The organism is Janthinobacterium sp. Mn2066, from assembly GCF_049319705.1.
Lineage (GTDB): Bacteria > Pseudomonadota > Gammaproteobacteria > Burkholderiales > Burkholderiaceae_D > Janthinobacterium.
Genome location: NZ_JBMOUF010000001.1, coordinates 576,507 through 592,758, shown reverse-complemented (window position 1 = coordinate 592,758; position 16,252 = coordinate 576,507). Strand labels below are relative to the sequence as shown.

The following is a 16,252-nucleotide window of genomic DNA, read 5'->3' as shown; positions in this document are numbered from 1 at the left end:
CCATGCAATCAGTGACTCCGTTTTCCAGTCTGCGCGACGAACAAGAGCGTATGACCGCATTGCTGGCATTGATGAAACAAGAACAGCTGCATCTGGTTGCAGCTGAAATCGATGCCATCACGGAGATCACGACCCGCAAGACGGTGCTGGTCGGGCAATTGAGCCAGCTGGCGGCGCAGCGCCACCAGGCGCTGGCGGCAGCCGGCTTTGCCGCCGCCGAAGAAGGCATGGATGGCTGGCTGGCCCAGGCCGGCAACCCGGAAGCGGCAGCATTATGGACAGAATTGCTGAGCACCACGCGGGCAGCCAAGGAACAAAATCGCTTGAACAGCCTGCTGGTCAACAAGCACATGCTGCACACCCAGGGCGCGCTGAACGCCGTACGCCCACCCGCCCAAAGCGGCAACTTCTACGGCCCCAGCGGCCAGGCTACCAGCAATACCGTCAGCCGCCGGGTCGTTATCGGCTAAAGCCGGGACCCAGCACAGCTCAGCTGTGCGCAGCACGCCCCGTGTGCTGGCGGAATTTCGCGGCAATACCATTTCCCTTGGCCAACGCCGCTGCCTGCTGTTCCGGCGTCAGCGCATCGCGCAAGGACTGCCAATACTGATCCGCATAAGGATTGACGCCGCCTGGCCCCAGGATATCGTCATGCACCAGGCGCAGGGCCGACACATAACCATAGGCCAATAGCGGATCTTTCGGCACGATATCACCACCGCGCAGATATTCCTTCATCAAGGTAGTCGCGCCGATAATCTCGCCATCGTCGGCCCGTTCCGTCAGTTGCGCGATGGCCTGGCGTTTCCACTCAAGCACCAGTGGGTCATTGGGGCGGTCACGCAAGGCATTGGGGTCGCCAAACGGCCCCGCCTCAAGAAAACTGCTGGTGGCGCCGTACGCACCTCCCTTGACGGCGGCGGCCAGGAAGTCGAGGCGGGAATTTTTCTGGCTCTGTGTCATGCCACCGCACAACTTTGCTTCGGCCGCCGTTTCCCCTGCCGTCAATTCGCTGCCCCGCGCAAATTCCACTGAAGGCAAGTGCCCCTCTGCATTGAAGTAAATGCAATCATCGAGCAGATGGTAGGCCGCATCCGCATCGTCGGGATTGCCGCTGGCGGCCAGGCGTTCCAGCTGCGCGCCCAGGCTCGGGGCGGCAGGCGCCACGGCCGATGCGGAAGCGGCATCGGCGCCCGGATTGAAATAGGAAGACAGGCTGCGTCGGACTTTCGATACCTGCAGCGCCGCCGGTGCGCCATCGCCTGGTCCAGGAGCATAGGTGTAGACCAACATCAATACTGCAGCAGAGACAACAAGGACAACGGTGGTTTTGGCTGGCATGACAAAGTGGCTAAATGATGACAACCACAAGTTAGCACAGCCGCATGCCAAAAAGATACTTAGCCGCCCGCTTTTTTCGCTTTGTGTCCTGCAAGTAACAGCGCCGCCATGATGGCATCCACATGGTCGCCCTGCACTTCGATCACGCCCTCCTTGACCGTGCCGCCCGAACCGCACTGGCTGCGCAATTGCTTGCCCAGCAAGGCCAGCGCGACGGCGTCCAGCGCCAGGCCTTTTACCACGGTGACGCTCTTGCCGCCACGACCCTTGGTCTGGCGCGACACGCGCACCTGGCCATCGCCGGCAGGCGCAGCCTTGGCGTTGGCCTTGCATATACATTGCCCCACCGGCTGGCGGCAGGCTGGGCACATGCGGCCCGTTTCGGTGGAATACACAAGACCGCCCAGGGAACTGCTTTTCATGATGAAGATAAAGTAAAAGAAAGGCCGCGATTGTAGCAAGCTAGCGGGGCGCCGGTGCAGGTACAGGCGCAGCCGGCGGCGTCGGCACTTCCGTCACGGTTTCGGGAATGCCGGACAAGATCGTCACGGCAACCCGGCGGTTGCGGGCGCGCCCTTCCGGCGTGTCGTTCGGCGCCACGGGGATATTGTCGGCGTGGCCGACGGCCGTCAGGCGCGACGCCTGCACGCCGCTGGCGATAAACAGCCGCACCACGGCGCTCGAGCGCGCGGCCGACAATTCCCAGTTCGAGGCGAAATTCGAATTGCTGATCGGCTGGATATCGGTGTGGCCCTCCACCTGCACGTCGTGACTATCGTCCTTCAGCAGCACGGCCACGGCGCGCAGGGCCTGGTCGGACTCCGGCGTCAGCGCGGCGGCGCCCGGGTCGAACAGCACGCTGGCATTGATTTCCACGCTGACGCCGCGGCTGGTCTGCGTCACGCGCACCTTGCCTTCCTTGACCAGCGGCGCCAGGGTCGAGGTCAGGTCCTGCGCCAGGCGCGTCATGTGCTCGCGTTCGCGGCGGATCGCTTCGGCGCGGCGTTTCAGGGCCGGGTTGGGCAAGGCGACCGCTTGCGGCGCTTCCATGATCAGCGGCGGCGCGCCTTTATTCAGCCCGAAGGCCTCGCCGATGGCGTCTGAAAACACGCGGTATTTGCCCTCGTTGACCAAGGAGAGCGCGTACATGACGACAAAGAAGGCGAACAGCAGGGTAATGAAGTCGGCATAGGAAATCAGCCAGCGGTCCTGGTTGTCCGGCTCTTCGTCATACTTCCTGCGCGCGCGCCGCATCATGGTCAGTGCTCGTGCAGCAGGCTCGATACGCGCTCTTCGATGATGCGCGTATGGTCGCCGGTGGCGATGTCGTAGAACACGGCGGCCGTCACTTCATACTGGGTCACGCGGCGCGTGACGATGGCCTTCAGTTTATTAGCGACCGGCAGGAACAGCAGATTGGCCAGGCCCACGCCATAAATGGTGGACACAAACGCCACCGCGATGCCGCCGCCGAGCTTGCTCGGGTCGGTCAGGTTTTCCATCACGTGGATCAGGCCCAGCACGGCGCCCAGGATGCCGATGGTGGGCGAATAGCCGGCCGCCGATTCCCACACCTTGACGGCCTGGCGCTCGGCCAGTTCATAGGCGGTGATTTCCACGTCGAGCAGCTGGCGCAGCTTGTCGGGCGCGATGCCGTCGACGATCATGCGCAAGCCCTTGGCGTTAAAACGGTCGGCCGTGTTTTCCATCAGGCGCTCCAGCGCCAGCGGACCGTCGCGGCGCGCCGTCAGGCTCCACAGGCCGATGTCGCGCGACAGCGCGGCGCGCGTGTCGGCCGGCGGCTTGAACACCCAGCGCAGCATTTCCAGGCCACGCACGAAGGTGCGCAGCCGCGTCTGCAGCAGCACGGCGCCGAAGGTGCCGATCACCACGATGGCAAACGCGGCCGGCTGCAGCAGCGAGGCCATCTTGCCGCCTTCGAGCGCCTGGCCGACCAGGAGGCCGGCGACGGCCAGCAGCAGCCCGATTACGCTGGACCAGTCCACGCCTGCTCCCGTAAGGTTGCGCGCAGGCGCGCGACGGCCTGGGTATGCAGCTGCGAGACGCGCGATTCCGATACGCCCATCACCGCGCCGATCTCCTTCAGGTTCAGCTCTTCTTCGTAGTACAGGCCCATGAGTATTTTCTCGCGTGGCGGCAGCGCGTCGATGGCGTCGATCACGGACTGCCGGAAATCGGTATCGAGCAGGGAGCGCAAGGGGTCGCTGTCCTCGTCCACGCAATGGCGGTCGAGGAAGCTGTCATTGCCGTCCGGGTCATGAAAGTCTTCGTAGTACACCAGTTGGTGGCCGCCGCCCTCGCCCAGCATTTCCTGGTAATCGGCCAGGGGCATTTTCAACAGCTTGGCCACTTCCGACTCGGTCGGCGGATGGCCCAGGCGCTGCTGCAGGATGCTCATCGCCTCTTCGATCTTGCGCATGTTCTGGCGCATGCTGCGCGGCAGCCAGTCGCTGGTGCGCAGCTCGTCGAGCATGGCGCCGCGGATGCGCAGCACGGCATAGGTCTCGAACTGCGCGCCATGGGTTTCTTCGTAGCGGGTGATCGCATCGAGCAAGCCGATCATGCCCGCCTGGATCAGGTCGTCGACCTCGACCGATGGAGGCAGCTTGGCCTTCATATGGTGCGCCAGACGCTTCACCAGCGGAATATGTTCCGTTAGCAGATAGTCTTTGTTCGATTTCCCTTTGACCGTGTACATAGGCTGCTTATTGTTCTATATATGTGCTGCTAATCGATTCAGGCGCTGAAATGGTGTGCACTCCCCGTCTGATACAAAGTGGAGCCCAGCACCGGCGCCGCCGAACGGGCCAGCCGTTCCGCCAGGGCGCGAAACGCCACCGACGCGCCAGCCAGCGGAAATGCATCGATCACGCTGCGGCCCAGGCGCGCCGCGCGATGCAGGTATTCATCGGCTGGCACCGAGCCCATCGATGTCAGTTTCACGGCCAGGTAGCGGTTCGCCGCCTGCGCCATATTATCGTATACCACCTTTGCCTCGGGTTCGGAAGCACCCGTCACCAGGATGCCGAAGGGACGGCGTCCCAGTTCCTGGCTCAAACGCTTGATCAGGCTGTACGCTGCCGTGATCGAGGCGGCGCTGCCCGACACCTGCACCACGATGTCGGAAGTGGCCATCAGCGGCACGGGAAAGCAGGCGCCGCTCTCGCCGACCACGCCATCGACCAGCACGATGCCGGTCTGGCGCGCCATCACTTCGAAGGTCTTGGCCAGCCGGCGCGATTCGTCATTGGTGGCAAAGTCGGGGCTATCCATCTGATAGTTGCGCGCCCCCAGGGTGGCCACGCCAAAACCCTGCGGTACAGCATGGATCACCTGGTTCAGGCCGCACTGCTGGCGCGCCACGTCGAGCAGGCTGGCGCCATGCGCCAGGCCCAGCCGCGCCGCCACGCCTTCGCTGCTGCCGCTGGCGTCCAGCAGCAGCACTTCATTGCCCGTATAAGCGAGCGACGCGCCCAGGTTGATCAGCATGGCGCCCTTGTCATCCTGCGGCGTGGCCGACAACACCGTCAGCACGCGCGGCTGCGGGCCGCCCAGCATGCGGCGCAAGCCTTCGGCCTGGTCGAAATCAAAATTAGCCAAGGTGTCCCCCGCGCGCCTCATGGTTGCGGGCCACCGCCTGCGCCATCAGCAGCGGCAGTTCGGCGTCGGAAAACTGGGTGGCCGCCGCATCGCGCTTGAGTTTAAACGCGCGGTCGACCAGGTAGCCACGGTCGCCCAGGTGCAGGTCTTCCGGCACCCGCTGGCCATTCGAGACATAAAACAGGTTGAGTTTCTGGCGGATCACCACGTCGAGCACGTTACCGATCGAGGCGGCTTCATCGAGCTTGGTCATGATGCAGCCGGCCAGGCCGCTGCCTTGATAGGCGCGCACCACTTCGTTCAGGGTTTCCTGGGTGGCGGTGGCGTTCAGGCACAGCAGGCGCTTGACGTCGGCGCCGGCGCCCGACAGCATGGCCACCTGTTCGGTCACCATCTGGTCGCGCTGGCTCACGCCCACCGTATCGATCAGCACCGTATGCTTGTTCTTCAATTCTTTCAGGGCGATGCGCAAGTCGGCTTCATCTTTCACCGAATGCACCATCACGCCGAGGATCTTGCCGTAGATGCGCAATTGCTCATGGGCGCCGATACGATAGGCGTCGGTGGTGATCAGGGCCAGCTTTTCAGGGCCGTGGCGCATCACGCAGCGGGCCGCCAGTTTGGCCGTGCTGGTGGTCTTGCCGACACCGGTCGGGCCGACCAGGGCAAACACGCCGCCCTGCTCCAGCATGGCGTCTTCATTGGCCATGGTGTTCAGGTTGCGGTTCAATACCGTCTTGATCCAGCGCATGCTTTGCGCGCCATCGAGGCCGGCCGGCAGTTTGTCGATCAGGTAGCGCGCCAGGCTGGCCGAAAAACCGGCCGCCAGCATTTCGCGCAGCACCACGGCCTTTTGCGGCTGGCGCTGCTGCGTGGAACCCCAGGAGATTTCTGCCAGCTGGGTTTCCATCATGCCGCGCATGGCGCGGATTTCATTCATCATGCCGCTCATCTCGGCGGCGGCGTTTTCCTTGACGTGCGCCAAAGCGCTGGCCATCATCTGCTGCATGCGGGCCATGTCCATCGTCTCGCTGGCCGGTGCGTGGCGCGGCGCATGATGGCTTGGGCTGGCACTGGCAGCCGGACGCTGCGGTGCAGGAAACTGGGTATGCAACTGGGGACGCGGCTGGGCCATTTCCGAGGCGGCCGGCGGCGAGGCCAGCGAAGCGGCGTCGTCATTGGCCAGCGCGAGAATTTCCACCACGCCATCGCCCTGGCGGTTCGACAGGATCACGGCATCCGGGCCCAGCGCTTCGCGCACGCGGCGCAAGGCATCGCGCGAGGTCGCGGCGGTAAATTTTTTCACATTCATGGCCGGCCTCCCATCATCTGGGTTACACGCGCTGAACTGGACTGTATGGCCATCATCGACTCCTGTTGCTTGAGTGCAGTCTTCAATATGAGACACGGATCACTCGGACAGTATCGATTATTGTCGATCTCAGGGGAAGATGATCGAAGGAAAAGGATGGGAAAGTGCCCGTTATTCAGTTGCCGAAGGGGAAATTGAACAATTATTGGGCACCCACCAGGTTGGTGACGCGAATCGTCTTGGTTTCCGGTACTTCGGCATGCGACAGCACTTTCAGTTGCGGCAGGGCGCGGCGCAGGAAGCGCGACAGCAGGGCGCGCAGGGGCGCCGGCACCAGCAATACGGGCGTCAGTCCCATCGCTTCCTGCTGCTGGGCTGCCAGCCCAGCTTGTTGCGCGATGGTGTCGGCCAGGCCGGGCTCGATGCCCGTCCCATCGCCGCCATTGCCCATGGCTTGCATCAGCAGGCGCTCCAGGCGATTGTCCAGGGTCATCACGGACAACTCGGCCGCGCCAGGGAACAATTGCTGCACGATCGCGCGGCCCAGCGCCACCCGCACCAGCGCCGTCAAGTCGTTCGGGTCTTGCGTATGCACGGTGTGCTCGGCCAGGGATTCGATGATGGTGCGCATGTCGCGGATATGCACGCCTTCCATCAGCAGGTTCTGCAGCACTTTTTGCAGGGTCGACAGCGACAGCATCTTCGGCACCAGGTCTTCCACCAGGCGCGGCGACTCCTTGCCCAGGTGATCGAGCAGGGACTGCACTTCCGCGCGGCCCAGCAATTCGGAGGCATGCGAGGTGATCAGGTGATTCAGGTGCGTGGCGACCACCGTGCCCGCATCGACCACCGTATAGCCCATCGATTGCGCCTGGTCGCGCAAACCCGCTTCGATCCAGGTAGCCGGCAAGCCGAAGGCCGGGTCGTTGGTGGCAATGCCGGGCAAGGTGCCGCTGGCCATGCCGGGGTTGATCGCCAGGAACTGGCCGTTATAGGCTTCGCCGACGCCCACTTCCACGCCCTTGAGCGTGATGCGGTAAGCCGATGGCTTCAATTCCAGGTTGTCGCGGATATGCACGGGCGGCGCCAGGAAACCCACTTCCTGGGCGAATTTCTTGCGGATGCCCTTGATGCGCTTGAGCAATTCACCGCCTTGCGTTTTATCCACCAGCGGGATCAAACGGTAGCCCACTTCCAGGCCCAGCGTATCGACAGGCATGATGTCTTGCCAGCTGGCTTCTTCCTGCTCGGGCGCCACGGTGGCTTGCGGCACCTCGGCCGGTTTTTCGGCATCGGATTTTTTCTTCGCCGCCGCCTTGGTAATCAGGTAGGCGGAACCGCCCAGCAAGCCCGCCAGCAACAGAAAGACCAGGTTGGGCATGCCGGGTATCAAGCCCATGCCGCCGATAATGCCGGCCGTGATGTACAGCACTTGCGGCTTGGCAAACAATTGACCTACCAGCTGGGCGCCAATATCTTGCTCACTGGCTACGCGCGAGACGACGATACCAGCCGCCGTGGAGATGATCAGCGAAGGAATCTGCGCCACCAGGCCGTCACCGATGGCCAGCAGGGTGTAGTTCTTCAATGCATCGGCAAAGCCCATGTCGTGCTGCACCAGGCCGACGATCAGGCCGCCGACGATGTTGATCACGGTAATCATGATGCCGGCGATGGCATCGCCGCGCACATATTTACTGGCGCCGTCCATGGCGCCATAGAATTCGGCTTCCTGCGCCACTTCCGTGCGGCGGCGGCGCGCCTCGTCTTCACCGATCAGGCCGGCATTCAGGTCGGCGTCGATCGCCATCTGCTTACCGGGCATGGCATCCAGCGCGAAGCGGGCGCCCACCTCGGCGATACGGCCTGCACCCTTGGTGACCACGGTAAAGTTGATGATGGTCAAGATAATAAACACGACGATACCGACCGTGTAGTTACCGCCGATCAAGAAGTGACCGAAAGCCTCGATCACCTTGCCGGCCGCATCGGCGCCCGTATGGCCCTCCGTCAGCACCACGCGGGTGGAAGCCACGTTCAGCGACAGCCGCAGCATGGTCGACACCAGCAAAATCGTCGGGAAAGCCATGAAATCGAGCGGCTTGACGGTGTACAGCGCCGTCAGCAGCACGATGATGGACAGGGCAATATTAAAGCTGAAGAAAATGTCGAGGATAAAGGCCGGCAGCGGCAGCACCATCATCGCCAGCAGCATGATGATGATGACAGGCGCGGCGATGCCCTTGCTGGCACTGCCCTTCAATCCGCTCAGCCAGGCTGGCATGGTGACGCCGTTCATGGTGTACTTCCTTTATTCTTGTCGTCCGCGCCGGGCGCAGGGGGTGTCTGTGGTGCTACTTGCGATGCCGGGTTCAAGGGATCGAGCTCGGGCGGCACATCGAGCTGCTTCGGCTTGTCGGGGCGCTGGCCGTGGCCATTGCCATACGAGCGCAGCTGGAACACATACGCCAGCACCTCGGCCACGGCCGCGTACAGCGCTTCCGGTATTTCGTCGCCAATATCCGTATGTTTATACAATGCACGGGCCAGGGCCGGCGCTTCCAGGATGGCAACTTTGTTCTCGCCAGCCACTTCGCGGATCTTGGCCGCCACTTCATCGACGCCCTTGGCCACTACCTGCGGCGCGCCACGCGAATTGGCGCCATACTTGAGCGCTACCGCGTAATGGGTCGGGTTGGTCACCACCACGTCGGCAGTGGGCACGTCGGCCATCATGCGGCGGCGCGAGGCTTCACGCTGCAACTGGCGGATCTTCGCCTTGATCTGCGGATTGCCGTCCGATTCCTTCGACTCCTGCTTGACTTCCTGCAAGGTCATTTTCATTTTATTGGCGTAGTGCCACATCTGGTACGGACCATCGATGGCGGCGATCAGGCCCAGCGCGCCGACGATGATCAGGAAAGCGCTGATCAGCAGGCTGACCAGGTGGGCCGTGCCGACGCGCAAGGATTCCACCGTCAGCCCCAGCACCGCTTCCTTGTGATGCTGCATCACCAGCCAGGCGACGATGCCGACCACGATGGTCTTGGCGATCGCCTTGAGCAACTCCACCAGCGCATTCTTGGAAAACATATTGCCCAGGCCCTTGATCGGGTTGAGCTTGCCGAAATTCGGCGTAAACGCTTTCGAGCTGAACAGCCAGCCGCCCACCAGCAGCGGCGACGCCAGCGCCACGATCATGATCACCACCGCATACGGCAGGCAGGTGAGCAGCACCGCGCCCACGTCGTAGGCGATGCGCAAGATCATCGCATTGGGATTCAAGATCTGTTCCCGGTCCATCGACAGCCCGGACACCATCACGGCCGACAGCCGCCGCACGATGGAATCGCCGGCAAACCACAGGCAGCAGCCGGACGCCATCAGCACCGTAAACGTGGCCACTTCACGCGATCGCGGAACATCGCCTTCCTCACGCGCCTGCTCGAGGCGCTTCGGTGACGCGGCTTCGGTCTTTTCTGCGTCGCTGTCTTCCGACATCAATCAACTCCGGTGAAGTCCTGCAGCCTGGCTAGGCGCATGAGGGACTGGGCATGAGACATTATCGAGCCTGCAAGGCGCATGCCATCAGCGGAACAGGGCAGTAAATGCCCTGCTTTTCAATTATCTTAAAGGTGCCGCAGGCACCCACTTTAAAGGGGGCCGAAAAATGGTCAGCGCAAGGCGCCGCCCCGAAGACAGTACGATGAGTACGGCGAGGGGCGGCAACGCAGCCATGGCCATTTTCTCGGAGCCCCTACCGACTTTTACGCGCTTCTGCCTGCTCCACCTTCTGCTCAATCGCGCCAAACAGCGACTTGCCATCGTCGCCCAGCATTTCGATGCGGATCGTGTCGCCAAACAGCATGAATGGCGTAGTGGCCACACCATCGGCGATGATCTCCTGGTTACGTCGCTCAACAATGCTGGAAAAGCCCTTCTTCATCTCCTTATTGGCCACCCCGCCCGCGCTGACCACGCTGCCGGCGCCTGCCGAACGGGTCTGGCACAGGTGGGCCAATAACTGCGGATAATTGAAGCTCATGTCGGCGCCGGCGGCGGGCTGGCCTGTCAGCTTGCCATTCAGGCTGGAGCGCAACGGCAGGCACACCTTGCCGCCGCGCCAGGCGTCGCCCAGCTCATCGGGCGTAATCGCTACCGGCGAGCACGCCATCGACGGCTTGGCTTGCAGATAACCATGGCCGCTGGCCAGCTCATCAGGAGCCAGGTTGCGCAGCGTCACGTCATTGACCAGCATCAGCAGCTTGATGCCCATATGCGCCTGGTCGGCCGTGGAGCCCATGGCCACGTCGTCCGTGATGGCGGCAATCCCTGCTTCATAATCGATGCCCCACTGCTCGTAGGCCAGCACGATGGGATCCTGGGCGCCCAGGAAATGGTCGCTGGCGCCCTGGTACATCAGCGGCGTGTCGCGCAAATTGGCCGGCACTTCGCGGCCCGCCGCCTTGCAGGCCCGCTCCACCTGCTGCAAATACGACACGCCAGCCACGCGCAAGCTGCTGCGCGGCAGCGGCGCCATGCAGTTGGCAGGATCGAACTCGAAGGCGCGATGGCCGCGTCCGCTATTGATGGTCTGGTACAGCAAATCCAGCTGCGGCGCGATAAAGGTCCAGTCGTCGAGCGCCCGCTGCAGAGTGGAGGCGATGCCGTCGGCCAGATGGGCGGTTTTCAGGTCGCGCGAGACGACGGCCAGCTGGCCATCGCGCGTGCCGTCATTCAAGGTGGCTAATTTCATGGGCGGAATTTGTCAGATGCAGGCTATTGGCGTCAATCAGACGCCAAAAAGCCGGGAATTCCCGGCTTTTATTATCAGGAAGGAAATCAGGCCAGCTGCGCCAGTTGCGCTGGTGTCAGATAACACCACTCGCCTTCGGCAATCCCCAGCGATTCCAGGGTCAGGCTGCCAATCGCGGAACGGTGCAAGGCGCTGCAATGGTTGCCGGCGGCGGCCAGCATGCGCTTGACCTGGTGGTATTTGCCCTGCTCCAGCACGATTTCCAGCTGGTGCTCGCCGCGCTTGATGCAAGTGACGGCGGCCAGCGGCGCCGGCTCGTCGTGCAATTGCACGCCAGCCAGCAGCAGCGCCACCAGTTCATCGGTCACGGGCTCTTGCGTGGTGGCCTGGTAAATTTTCGGCACATGACGCTTCGGCGACGATTGTGCATGGATAAAGGGCCCATCGTCGGACATCAGCAGCATACCGGTCGTATCGTGGTCGAGACGGCCGACCGGCTGCACTTCGCGCCAGCTGAACTGTTCCGGCAGCAAGGTCAGCACGCCAGGGTGATGGCTGGGCTTGCGCGAGCATTCGAAATTCGCGGGTTTGTTGAGCGCGAGATACAGGTGTTCGTGGTACACCCACTCTTCCTCGAAGACGTGCAGCACCAGGCCTTCCGTCTCGACGGTGGTGCGATAGTTGGTCTGGGTCACGCCGTCGATGACGACATCGCCATCGTCGATGAGGGAGCGGCAATACTTGCGGGTGCCAAAGCCCTGCGATTGCAGGATGCGGTCTAGGGATAATTTACTCATGGGCGTGACTTTAACAGATGGCGCCTGCAGCGTGAAGACGGCGCACATCTGCACCAGGAAGCAAGACCTTGGCGCCAAGCAAGCTGGCAAAGCAAACAACAGACAAAATTCAAGCACTCTTTTTTAGCCAGGCGGCCAGTTCTTTTGAGATATATCAAGCGCTCGGAATATTGCATGGATAAACTGGAATCTCGTTAGGAATCCGCCTAACGGCCTTTAGGAATAACGGTAGAACCAAGAAGAGCTGCGTATGCATGACATAGACCATATTGCCCTGGAAGGCAGCATCCACGAGATGCGACTGCGTCTCGCCAAGGAACAGAGCGCGATGCACAAAGTGCGGCTAGCCGTGGCGCGCTGGCGCGGCACGCCACCGACGCAAGCCATGCAAACGCAGCAGGAAGGCACACCCTGCAAGGCGAGTTGCACGCCCCTTCCCTGCCAGTCGCGCTGGCAGGCACAGACGCAATGTGATTTCATGTGCTGGCTGGAAGCGGGCGGCTTTGCCCAGGCAGAAGCGCCGGAGAACGCCACTGTCGCCAACACCCCGGCGGACGAGAGCAGTCCGGACAGTACCTGCCTGCACTGCCCAACTTGACCCGAGCTGAGCTGAGCTGCGGCCCGCGGCAGCCAGCTTGCCGCACAAAAGGTAACGGCGGCATTGCGCCGCCGTTACCAAGCCCCATCGGGACTTTAGTGAGGAATGTAAATTCACTCAAAACCGCATCGTCGATGCGGCAAGTAGTTCCAAGACCAACTCATTCAAGTTAGTGCTGACTAGCTTCGCCAGCCTTCCGACAACATAGTAGACTTATATCGCCCCTCCCTTGACATGAACTACAGTGTCAATATAGACCACAGCCTGTCATTTTCAAGGCAATTTACCCGCTTTTAGCAAGGGCATGCTGGCTGACGCTATCAGAATGACAGCGTCATTTCCCTCATCGCAACATCGGCTTGACGTCCTGCATGGCCGCCTTCATGGCGCCGGCGCCCAGCGAAGCGCCGAACTTTTTCAGCACGCGCTCAGGCAAGCCTTCGCGTTGCGTGTAGTCGACGATGTCTTCCGCCTTGACGACATCGCGCGCCACGCTGTCGACCGTGCCGAAGTCATCGGCCAGGCCCATTTCAACGGCCTTGGCGCCGGTCCAGAACAGGCCCGAAAACATCTCTGGCGTTTCTTTCAGGCGCTTGCCGCGCCCGGCGCGCACCACGTCGATGAATTGCTGGTGGATTTCATTAAGCATGCCCTGGGCATAGGCCTTGTGTTTTTCACTCAGCGGGCTGAACGGATCCATGAAACCCTTGTTCTCGCCGGCCGTCAGTAAACGGCGTTCAATGCCCACCTTTTCCATGGCGCCCGTAAAACCGAAGCCATCCATCAGCACGCCGATGGAACCGACCACGCTGGCCTTGTTGACGAAAATCTTGTCGGCCGCGGCGGCGATGTAATAGCCACCGGAGGCGCACATTTCATCGACCACCACATACAGCGGCTTGTCGGGATAGCCCTTGCGCAGGCGCTGCATTTCATCGACGATCATGCCTGCCTGCACGGGGCTGCCGCCCGGACTATTAATATGCAGCACCACCGCGACCGAGCCGGAATCCGAGAACGCCTTGTCCAGCGCAGGGATCACCACGCCGGCAGAACCGCTGCCATCGGCATCGATGGTGCCCGTGATATCGATCAGGGCCGTGTGCCGGCCCAGGGTTTCGCTATCGTCCGTATTGTTGTAGTCATAAAACACCCACAAGGCGAACAGCACCACCAGCAAACTCGTCACCTTGAAAAACACGCTCCAGCGCCGGTGTGCGCGCTGTTCCTGCAAGGTGGCAAACACCAGCTTTTCCAGCACCTCGCGTTCCCAGTTGCCGTTGGCGCCAGCACCGGCGCCCCCAAAAGCAGCAGAGACCGGCGTGTCATTCGTGTTATCGCTCATAATTCACTTTGCTTAAATAAAGACCAGCTAAAGACCAGCACCGGGCATCATGCCTGGCGTGGCCTGACATAATCGTCGGGCTGCCAGTACAACTGGCCGTCGCGCTCGGCCACGGGGATCGGGCGCAAACGGCCGCCCTTGCACGGTCCGCCCGCGCACACGCCGCTATCGGGTACGTAGACGGCGCCGTGCGTGGAACACATCAGGTACAAGCCGCTCGATTCGAAAAACTCGCCTTCGGCCCAGTCCAGCTCGATCGGCACGTGGGCGCAACGGTTCAGATAGCCATACGCCCTGCCTTCATAGCGCACCACGAAACCGGTGGTCGCCTCGCCGCCGGCGGAGACGGGAAACCGCACGCCCTTGCCCCCCTCCTGCACGGCATCGGCGGCGCAGATCAACATATCGACAACATCGCTCATCATGCGTTCTCGCTCAGCCATTGATGCAGGTCCGCCACGCTGGCGGCGGAATACAAGGGCTTGCATGCTTGCAACTGCTCCACCGGATGGGCGCCGTATTCCACGGCGATCCCTGCCGCGCCCGCATTGTTGGCCATCTGCAGATCGTGGCTAGTATCGCCGATCATCACGGTACGGCGGATATCCTGCCCCAGTTCACGCGTCAATTCCTGCAACATGGCAGGATGCGGCTTGGAAAACGTTTCATCGGCACAACGCGTGGCGTCAAACAGGGACAACAATTTGACCGCGTTCAGTGAACGGTTCAGGCCCACGCGGCTCTTGCCGGTGGCGACCGCCAGGAAATAGGCATGCTGCGACAGATCTTCCAGCATCTCATGTACGCCGGGGAACAAGCTCAGCTGATGGTCGCTCGACAGATAGTGATAGCGGTAGCGTTCCGCCATGCGCGCATGGTATTTCGGCTCGACACCAGGCATCACCAGTTGCATGGCTTCCTGCAGCCCCAGGCCGATCACGTGGGAAGCGAGCAAATCAGTGGGAACAGGCAAGCCCAGGTCTTTGGCTGCGGCCTGGATACATTGCACGATGGTGGAGGTACTATCCATCAAAGTACCGTCCCAATCGAAGACGATCAGATCAAATTGCTTTCTTGCCATGTTTCCCGACGCTACGAACGCCGGCTCCTTGAGTGGTGAAGGATGGCATGGCTACCTGATGAGTAGTCGCGCCATCGCAGTGTTTCGCAGTGTTGCGCAAAGTTGAAGGCGCTAACGGGCAGTAAGGGCCAGCGGTTTGCCCAAGCTTACCAAGAAACGCTCGCATTCGGCAGCCAGCGGCGCCTTCAAGGTCATGCTCTTGCCCGTTTCCGGGTGCGTAAACGTGATTTGATGGGCGTGCAGGAACATCCGCTTTAGGGCGCCACGCGTGCTGTCCGCCTTCAACAAGGCGCGGTTGAGGGCAAAATCGCCATATTTATCGTCGCCAGCGATGGGGAAGCCCGACGAAGACAGGTGCACGCGGATCTGGTGCGTGCGGCCCGTCTTCAATTCGGCTTCCAGCAAGGCGAAGTTGTTATATTTATACAACAGTGAAAATACCGTGTGCGATGGCAATCCATCGGCTTGCACCGCCACCCGGCGCTCGCCTTCGGCCGTCGTATATTTATGCAAAGGCAATTTCACGTGCTGGCGTGCATTCTTCCAGTCGCCGGCCACCAGGACCAGGTAGCGCTTGTCGGTGACGCCGTCGCGCATCTGCTCATGCAGGTTGGTCAGGGCAGAACGTTTCTTTGCCAATAACAACAGGCCGGACGTATCGCGGTCCAGCCGGTGCACCAGTTCCAGGAACTTGGCATCCGGGCGCGACGCGCGCAATTGCTCGATCACCCCGAACGAGACGCCCGAGCCGCCGTGCACGGCCACGCCGGCCGGCTTGTCGATGACCAGCAGCTGCGCATCTTCATAGATGACGGCAAATTCGGCGGCAGGTGCGCCGGTGGCGGCTTTTTCGGCCACGCGCACCGGCGGAATGCGCACCACGTCGCCGGCGGCAAGGCGGTACAACTGATCGATACGGCCTTTATTAACCCGCACTTCTCCCGAACGCAAGATCCGGTAGATGTGACTTTTAGGCACTCCCTTGCACACTCTTAATAAGTAGTTGTCGATGCGCTGGCCAGCTTCTTCTTCAGCGATCGTGACGAATTGGGCTTGCGGCTGAACCGGGGGTGTTGAAGGGGGAACAACATCATTTTGACTCTTCATTTACTATGTCTTCCCAGAAATCTCTCTAAGTCCTTCATTTTGAATATATAATTGTTTTTGCTGCGGCCCTGGCTGCTGCTGGTGTAAGAATAAAAGCACATTTTACACAGGGGCGTCTCCACCGGCCTCGCCAAATTGCAAATTCGGTGGAAAAAAATGTATATGCACCGTCCCTGCGCGAATCAAGGTTGCACCGTAGTTGTAATCGGATAAGGCGTACGGATGCTGAAGAGAGTGTATTGGATTGTAAGGATAAGTACCCGTTAGCGCGACTTATCAAGTCGGGCTCGCGGG

General features: G+C 61.4%; 17 protein-coding genes. 2 read left to right on the top strand and 15 right to left on the bottom strand.

Features of this window, described 5'->3' with window-relative positions; all coding sequences use genetic code 11:
- The first annotated feature begins 2 nt into the window (after positions 1-2).
- On the top strand, positions 3-470 hold the full coding sequence (locus ACL9RI_RS02565; protein WP_422725019.1) for a flagella synthesis protein FlgN: 468 nt from the start codon (positions 3-5) through the stop codon (positions 468-470).
- Positions 471-489: 19 nt separating this feature from the next.
- Here the strand turns inward: ACL9RI_RS02565 and ACL9RI_RS02560 are convergent, their stop codons facing one another.
- The 11 genes from ACL9RI_RS02560 to ACL9RI_RS02510 form a co-directional block, all read right to left on the bottom strand.
- Complete coding sequence (locus ACL9RI_RS02560; RefSeq protein WP_422725018.1) at positions 490-1,293, bottom strand: hypothetical protein; 804 nt, start codon at positions 1,291-1,293, stop codon at positions 490-492.
- 107 nt (positions 1,294-1,400) lie between these two features.
- Positions 1,401-1,763, bottom strand: a complete 363-nt coding sequence (locus tag ACL9RI_RS02555) for a translation initiation factor Sui1 (protein ID WP_422725017.1) — start codon at positions 1,761-1,763, stop codon at positions 1,401-1,403.
- A 40-nt stretch (positions 1,764-1,803) separates the two neighbouring features.
- Positions 1,804-2,595 carry a flagellar motor protein MotD gene (motD, locus tag ACL9RI_RS02550; protein WP_422725161.1) on the bottom strand — a complete coding sequence of 264 codons (792 nt, stop codon included), beginning with the start codon at positions 2,593-2,595 and terminating at the stop codon, positions 1,804-1,806.
- A 5-nt stretch (positions 2,596-2,600) separates the two neighbouring features.
- Positions 2,601-3,347 carry a flagellar motor protein gene (locus ACL9RI_RS02545; protein WP_422725016.1) on the bottom strand — a complete coding sequence of 249 codons (747 nt, stop codon included), beginning with the start codon at positions 3,345-3,347 and terminating at the stop codon, positions 2,601-2,603.
- A complete protein-coding gene (locus ACL9RI_RS02540; RefSeq protein WP_422725015.1) occupies positions 3,329-4,060 on the bottom strand; it encodes an RNA polymerase sigma factor FliA in 732 nt (243 codons plus the stop codon). The genes ACL9RI_RS02545 and ACL9RI_RS02540 overlap by 19 nt, the downstream gene beginning before the upstream one ends.
- 38 nt (positions 4,061-4,098) lie before the next feature.
- On the bottom strand, positions 4,099-4,962 hold the full coding sequence (locus tag ACL9RI_RS02535; protein ID WP_422725014.1) for a MinD/ParA family ATP-binding protein: 864 nt from the start codon (positions 4,960-4,962) through the stop codon (positions 4,099-4,101).
- Positions 4,955-6,274, bottom strand: coding sequence for a flagellar biosynthesis protein FlhF (gene flhF / locus ACL9RI_RS02530; RefSeq protein ID WP_422725013.1), 1,320 nt, complete (start codon positions 6,272-6,274; stop codon positions 4,955-4,957). Before flhF ends, ACL9RI_RS02535 begins: the two co-directional genes overlap by 8 nt.
- 202 nt (positions 6,275-6,476) lie before the next feature.
- Positions 6,477-8,573, bottom strand: a complete 2,097-nt coding sequence (flhA, locus tag ACL9RI_RS02525) for a flagellar biosynthesis protein FlhA (RefSeq protein WP_422725012.1) — start codon at positions 8,571-8,573, stop codon at positions 6,477-6,479.
- Positions 8,570-9,775 carry a flagellar biosynthesis protein FlhB gene (gene flhB / locus ACL9RI_RS02520; protein WP_422725011.1) on the bottom strand — a complete coding sequence of 402 codons (1,206 nt, stop codon included), beginning with the start codon at positions 9,773-9,775 and terminating at the stop codon, positions 8,570-8,572. Before flhB ends, flhA begins: the two co-directional genes overlap by 4 nt.
- A 256-nt stretch (positions 9,776-10,031) precedes the next feature.
- Positions 10,032-11,030: a fumarylacetoacetate hydrolase family protein gene (locus tag ACL9RI_RS02515; RefSeq protein WP_422725010.1), complete on the bottom strand. Its 999-nt coding sequence runs from the start codon at positions 11,028-11,030 to the stop codon at positions 10,032-10,034.
- An 86-nt stretch (positions 11,031-11,116) separates the two neighbouring features.
- On the bottom strand, positions 11,117-11,827 hold the full coding sequence (locus ACL9RI_RS02510) for a pseudouridine synthase (protein WP_422725009.1): 711 nt from the start codon (positions 11,825-11,827) through the stop codon (positions 11,117-11,119).
- A gap of 250 nt (positions 11,828-12,077) precedes the next feature.
- Between ACL9RI_RS02510 and ACL9RI_RS02505 the strand changes: the two genes are divergently transcribed.
- The gene (locus tag ACL9RI_RS02505; RefSeq protein ID WP_422725008.1) at positions 12,078-12,425 is read left to right on the top strand and encodes a hypothetical protein; all 348 of its coding nucleotides are present in this window, start codon (positions 12,078-12,080) and stop codon (positions 12,423-12,425) included.
- A 343-nt stretch (positions 12,426-12,768) separates the two neighbouring features.
- Here the strand turns inward: ACL9RI_RS02505 and ACL9RI_RS02500 are convergent, their stop codons facing one another.
- The 4 genes from ACL9RI_RS02500 to ACL9RI_RS02485 form a co-directional block, all read right to left on the bottom strand.
- Complete coding sequence (locus tag ACL9RI_RS02500; protein WP_422725007.1) at positions 12,769-13,770, bottom strand: S49 family peptidase; 1,002 nt, start codon at positions 13,768-13,770, stop codon at positions 12,769-12,771.
- Positions 13,771-13,817: 47 nt separating this feature from the next.
- Complete coding sequence (locus tag ACL9RI_RS02495; protein WP_422725006.1) at positions 13,818-14,195, bottom strand: Rieske (2Fe-2S) protein; 378 nt, start codon at positions 14,193-14,195, stop codon at positions 13,818-13,820.
- On the bottom strand, positions 14,192-14,851 hold the full coding sequence (locus tag ACL9RI_RS02490) for an HAD-IIIA family hydrolase (protein ID WP_422725005.1): 660 nt from the start codon (positions 14,849-14,851) through the stop codon (positions 14,192-14,194). The genes ACL9RI_RS02495 and ACL9RI_RS02490 overlap by 4 nt, the downstream gene beginning before the upstream one ends.
- A 111-nt stretch (positions 14,852-14,962) precedes the next feature.
- A complete protein-coding gene (locus tag ACL9RI_RS02485) occupies positions 14,963-15,958 on the bottom strand; it encodes an RluA family pseudouridine synthase (protein ID WP_422725004.1) in 996 nt (331 codons plus the stop codon).
- Positions 15,959-16,252 lie beyond the last annotated feature (294 nt).

Bases quoted from the DNA above. Each gene is read 5' to 3' on its own strand.
- ACL9RI_RS02560 (WP_422725018.1), bottom strand. From the start codon at position 1,293: ATGTTGGTCTACACCTATGCTCCTGGACCAGGCGATGGCGCACCGGCG.
- ACL9RI_RS02555 (WP_422725017.1), bottom strand. From the start codon at position 1,763: ATGAAAAGCAGTTCCCTGGGCGGTCTTGTGTATTCCACCGAAACGGGC.
- flhB (WP_422725011.1), bottom strand. From the start codon at position 9,775: ATGTCGGAAGACAGCGACGCAGAAAAGACCGAAGCCGCGTCACCGAAG.
- motD (WP_422725161.1), bottom strand. From the start codon at position 2,595: ATGCGGCGCGCGCGCAGGAAGTATGACGAAGAGCCGGACAACCAGGAC.
- ACL9RI_RS02490 (WP_422725005.1), bottom strand. From the start codon at position 14,851: ATGGCAAGAAAGCAATTTGATCTGATCGTCTTCGATTGGGACGGTACT.
- ACL9RI_RS02510 (WP_422725009.1), bottom strand. From the start codon at position 11,827: ATGAGTAAATTATCCCTAGACCGCATCCTGCAATCGCAGGGCTTTGGC.
- ACL9RI_RS02485 (WP_422725004.1), bottom strand. From the start codon at position 15,958: ATGAAGAGTCAAAATGATGTTGTTCCCCCTTCAACACCCCCGGTTCAG.
- flhF (WP_422725013.1), bottom strand. From the start codon at position 6,274: ATGAATGTGAAAAAATTTACCGCCGCGACCTCGCGCGATGCCTTGCGC.
- ACL9RI_RS02500 (WP_422725007.1), bottom strand. From the start codon at position 13,770: ATGAGCGATAACACGAATGACACGCCGGTCTCTGCTGCTTTTGGGGGC.
- ACL9RI_RS02505 (WP_422725008.1), top strand. From the start codon at position 12,078: ATGCATGACATAGACCATATTGCCCTGGAAGGCAGCATCCACGAGATG.
- ACL9RI_RS02565 (WP_422725019.1), top strand. From the start codon at position 3: ATGCAATCAGTGACTCCGTTTTCCAGTCTGCGCGACGAACAAGAGCGT.
- ACL9RI_RS02540 (WP_422725015.1), bottom strand. From the start codon at position 4,060: ATGTACACGGTCAAAGGGAAATCGAACAAAGACTATCTGCTAACGGAA.
- ACL9RI_RS02515 (WP_422725010.1), bottom strand. From the start codon at position 11,030: ATGAAATTAGCCACCTTGAATGACGGCACGCGCGATGGCCAGCTGGCC.
- flhA (WP_422725012.1), bottom strand. From the start codon at position 8,573: ATGAACGGCGTCACCATGCCAGCCTGGCTGAGCGGATTGAAGGGCAGT.
- ACL9RI_RS02495 (WP_422725006.1), bottom strand. From the start codon at position 14,195: ATGATGAGCGATGTTGTCGATATGTTGATCTGCGCCGCCGATGCCGTG.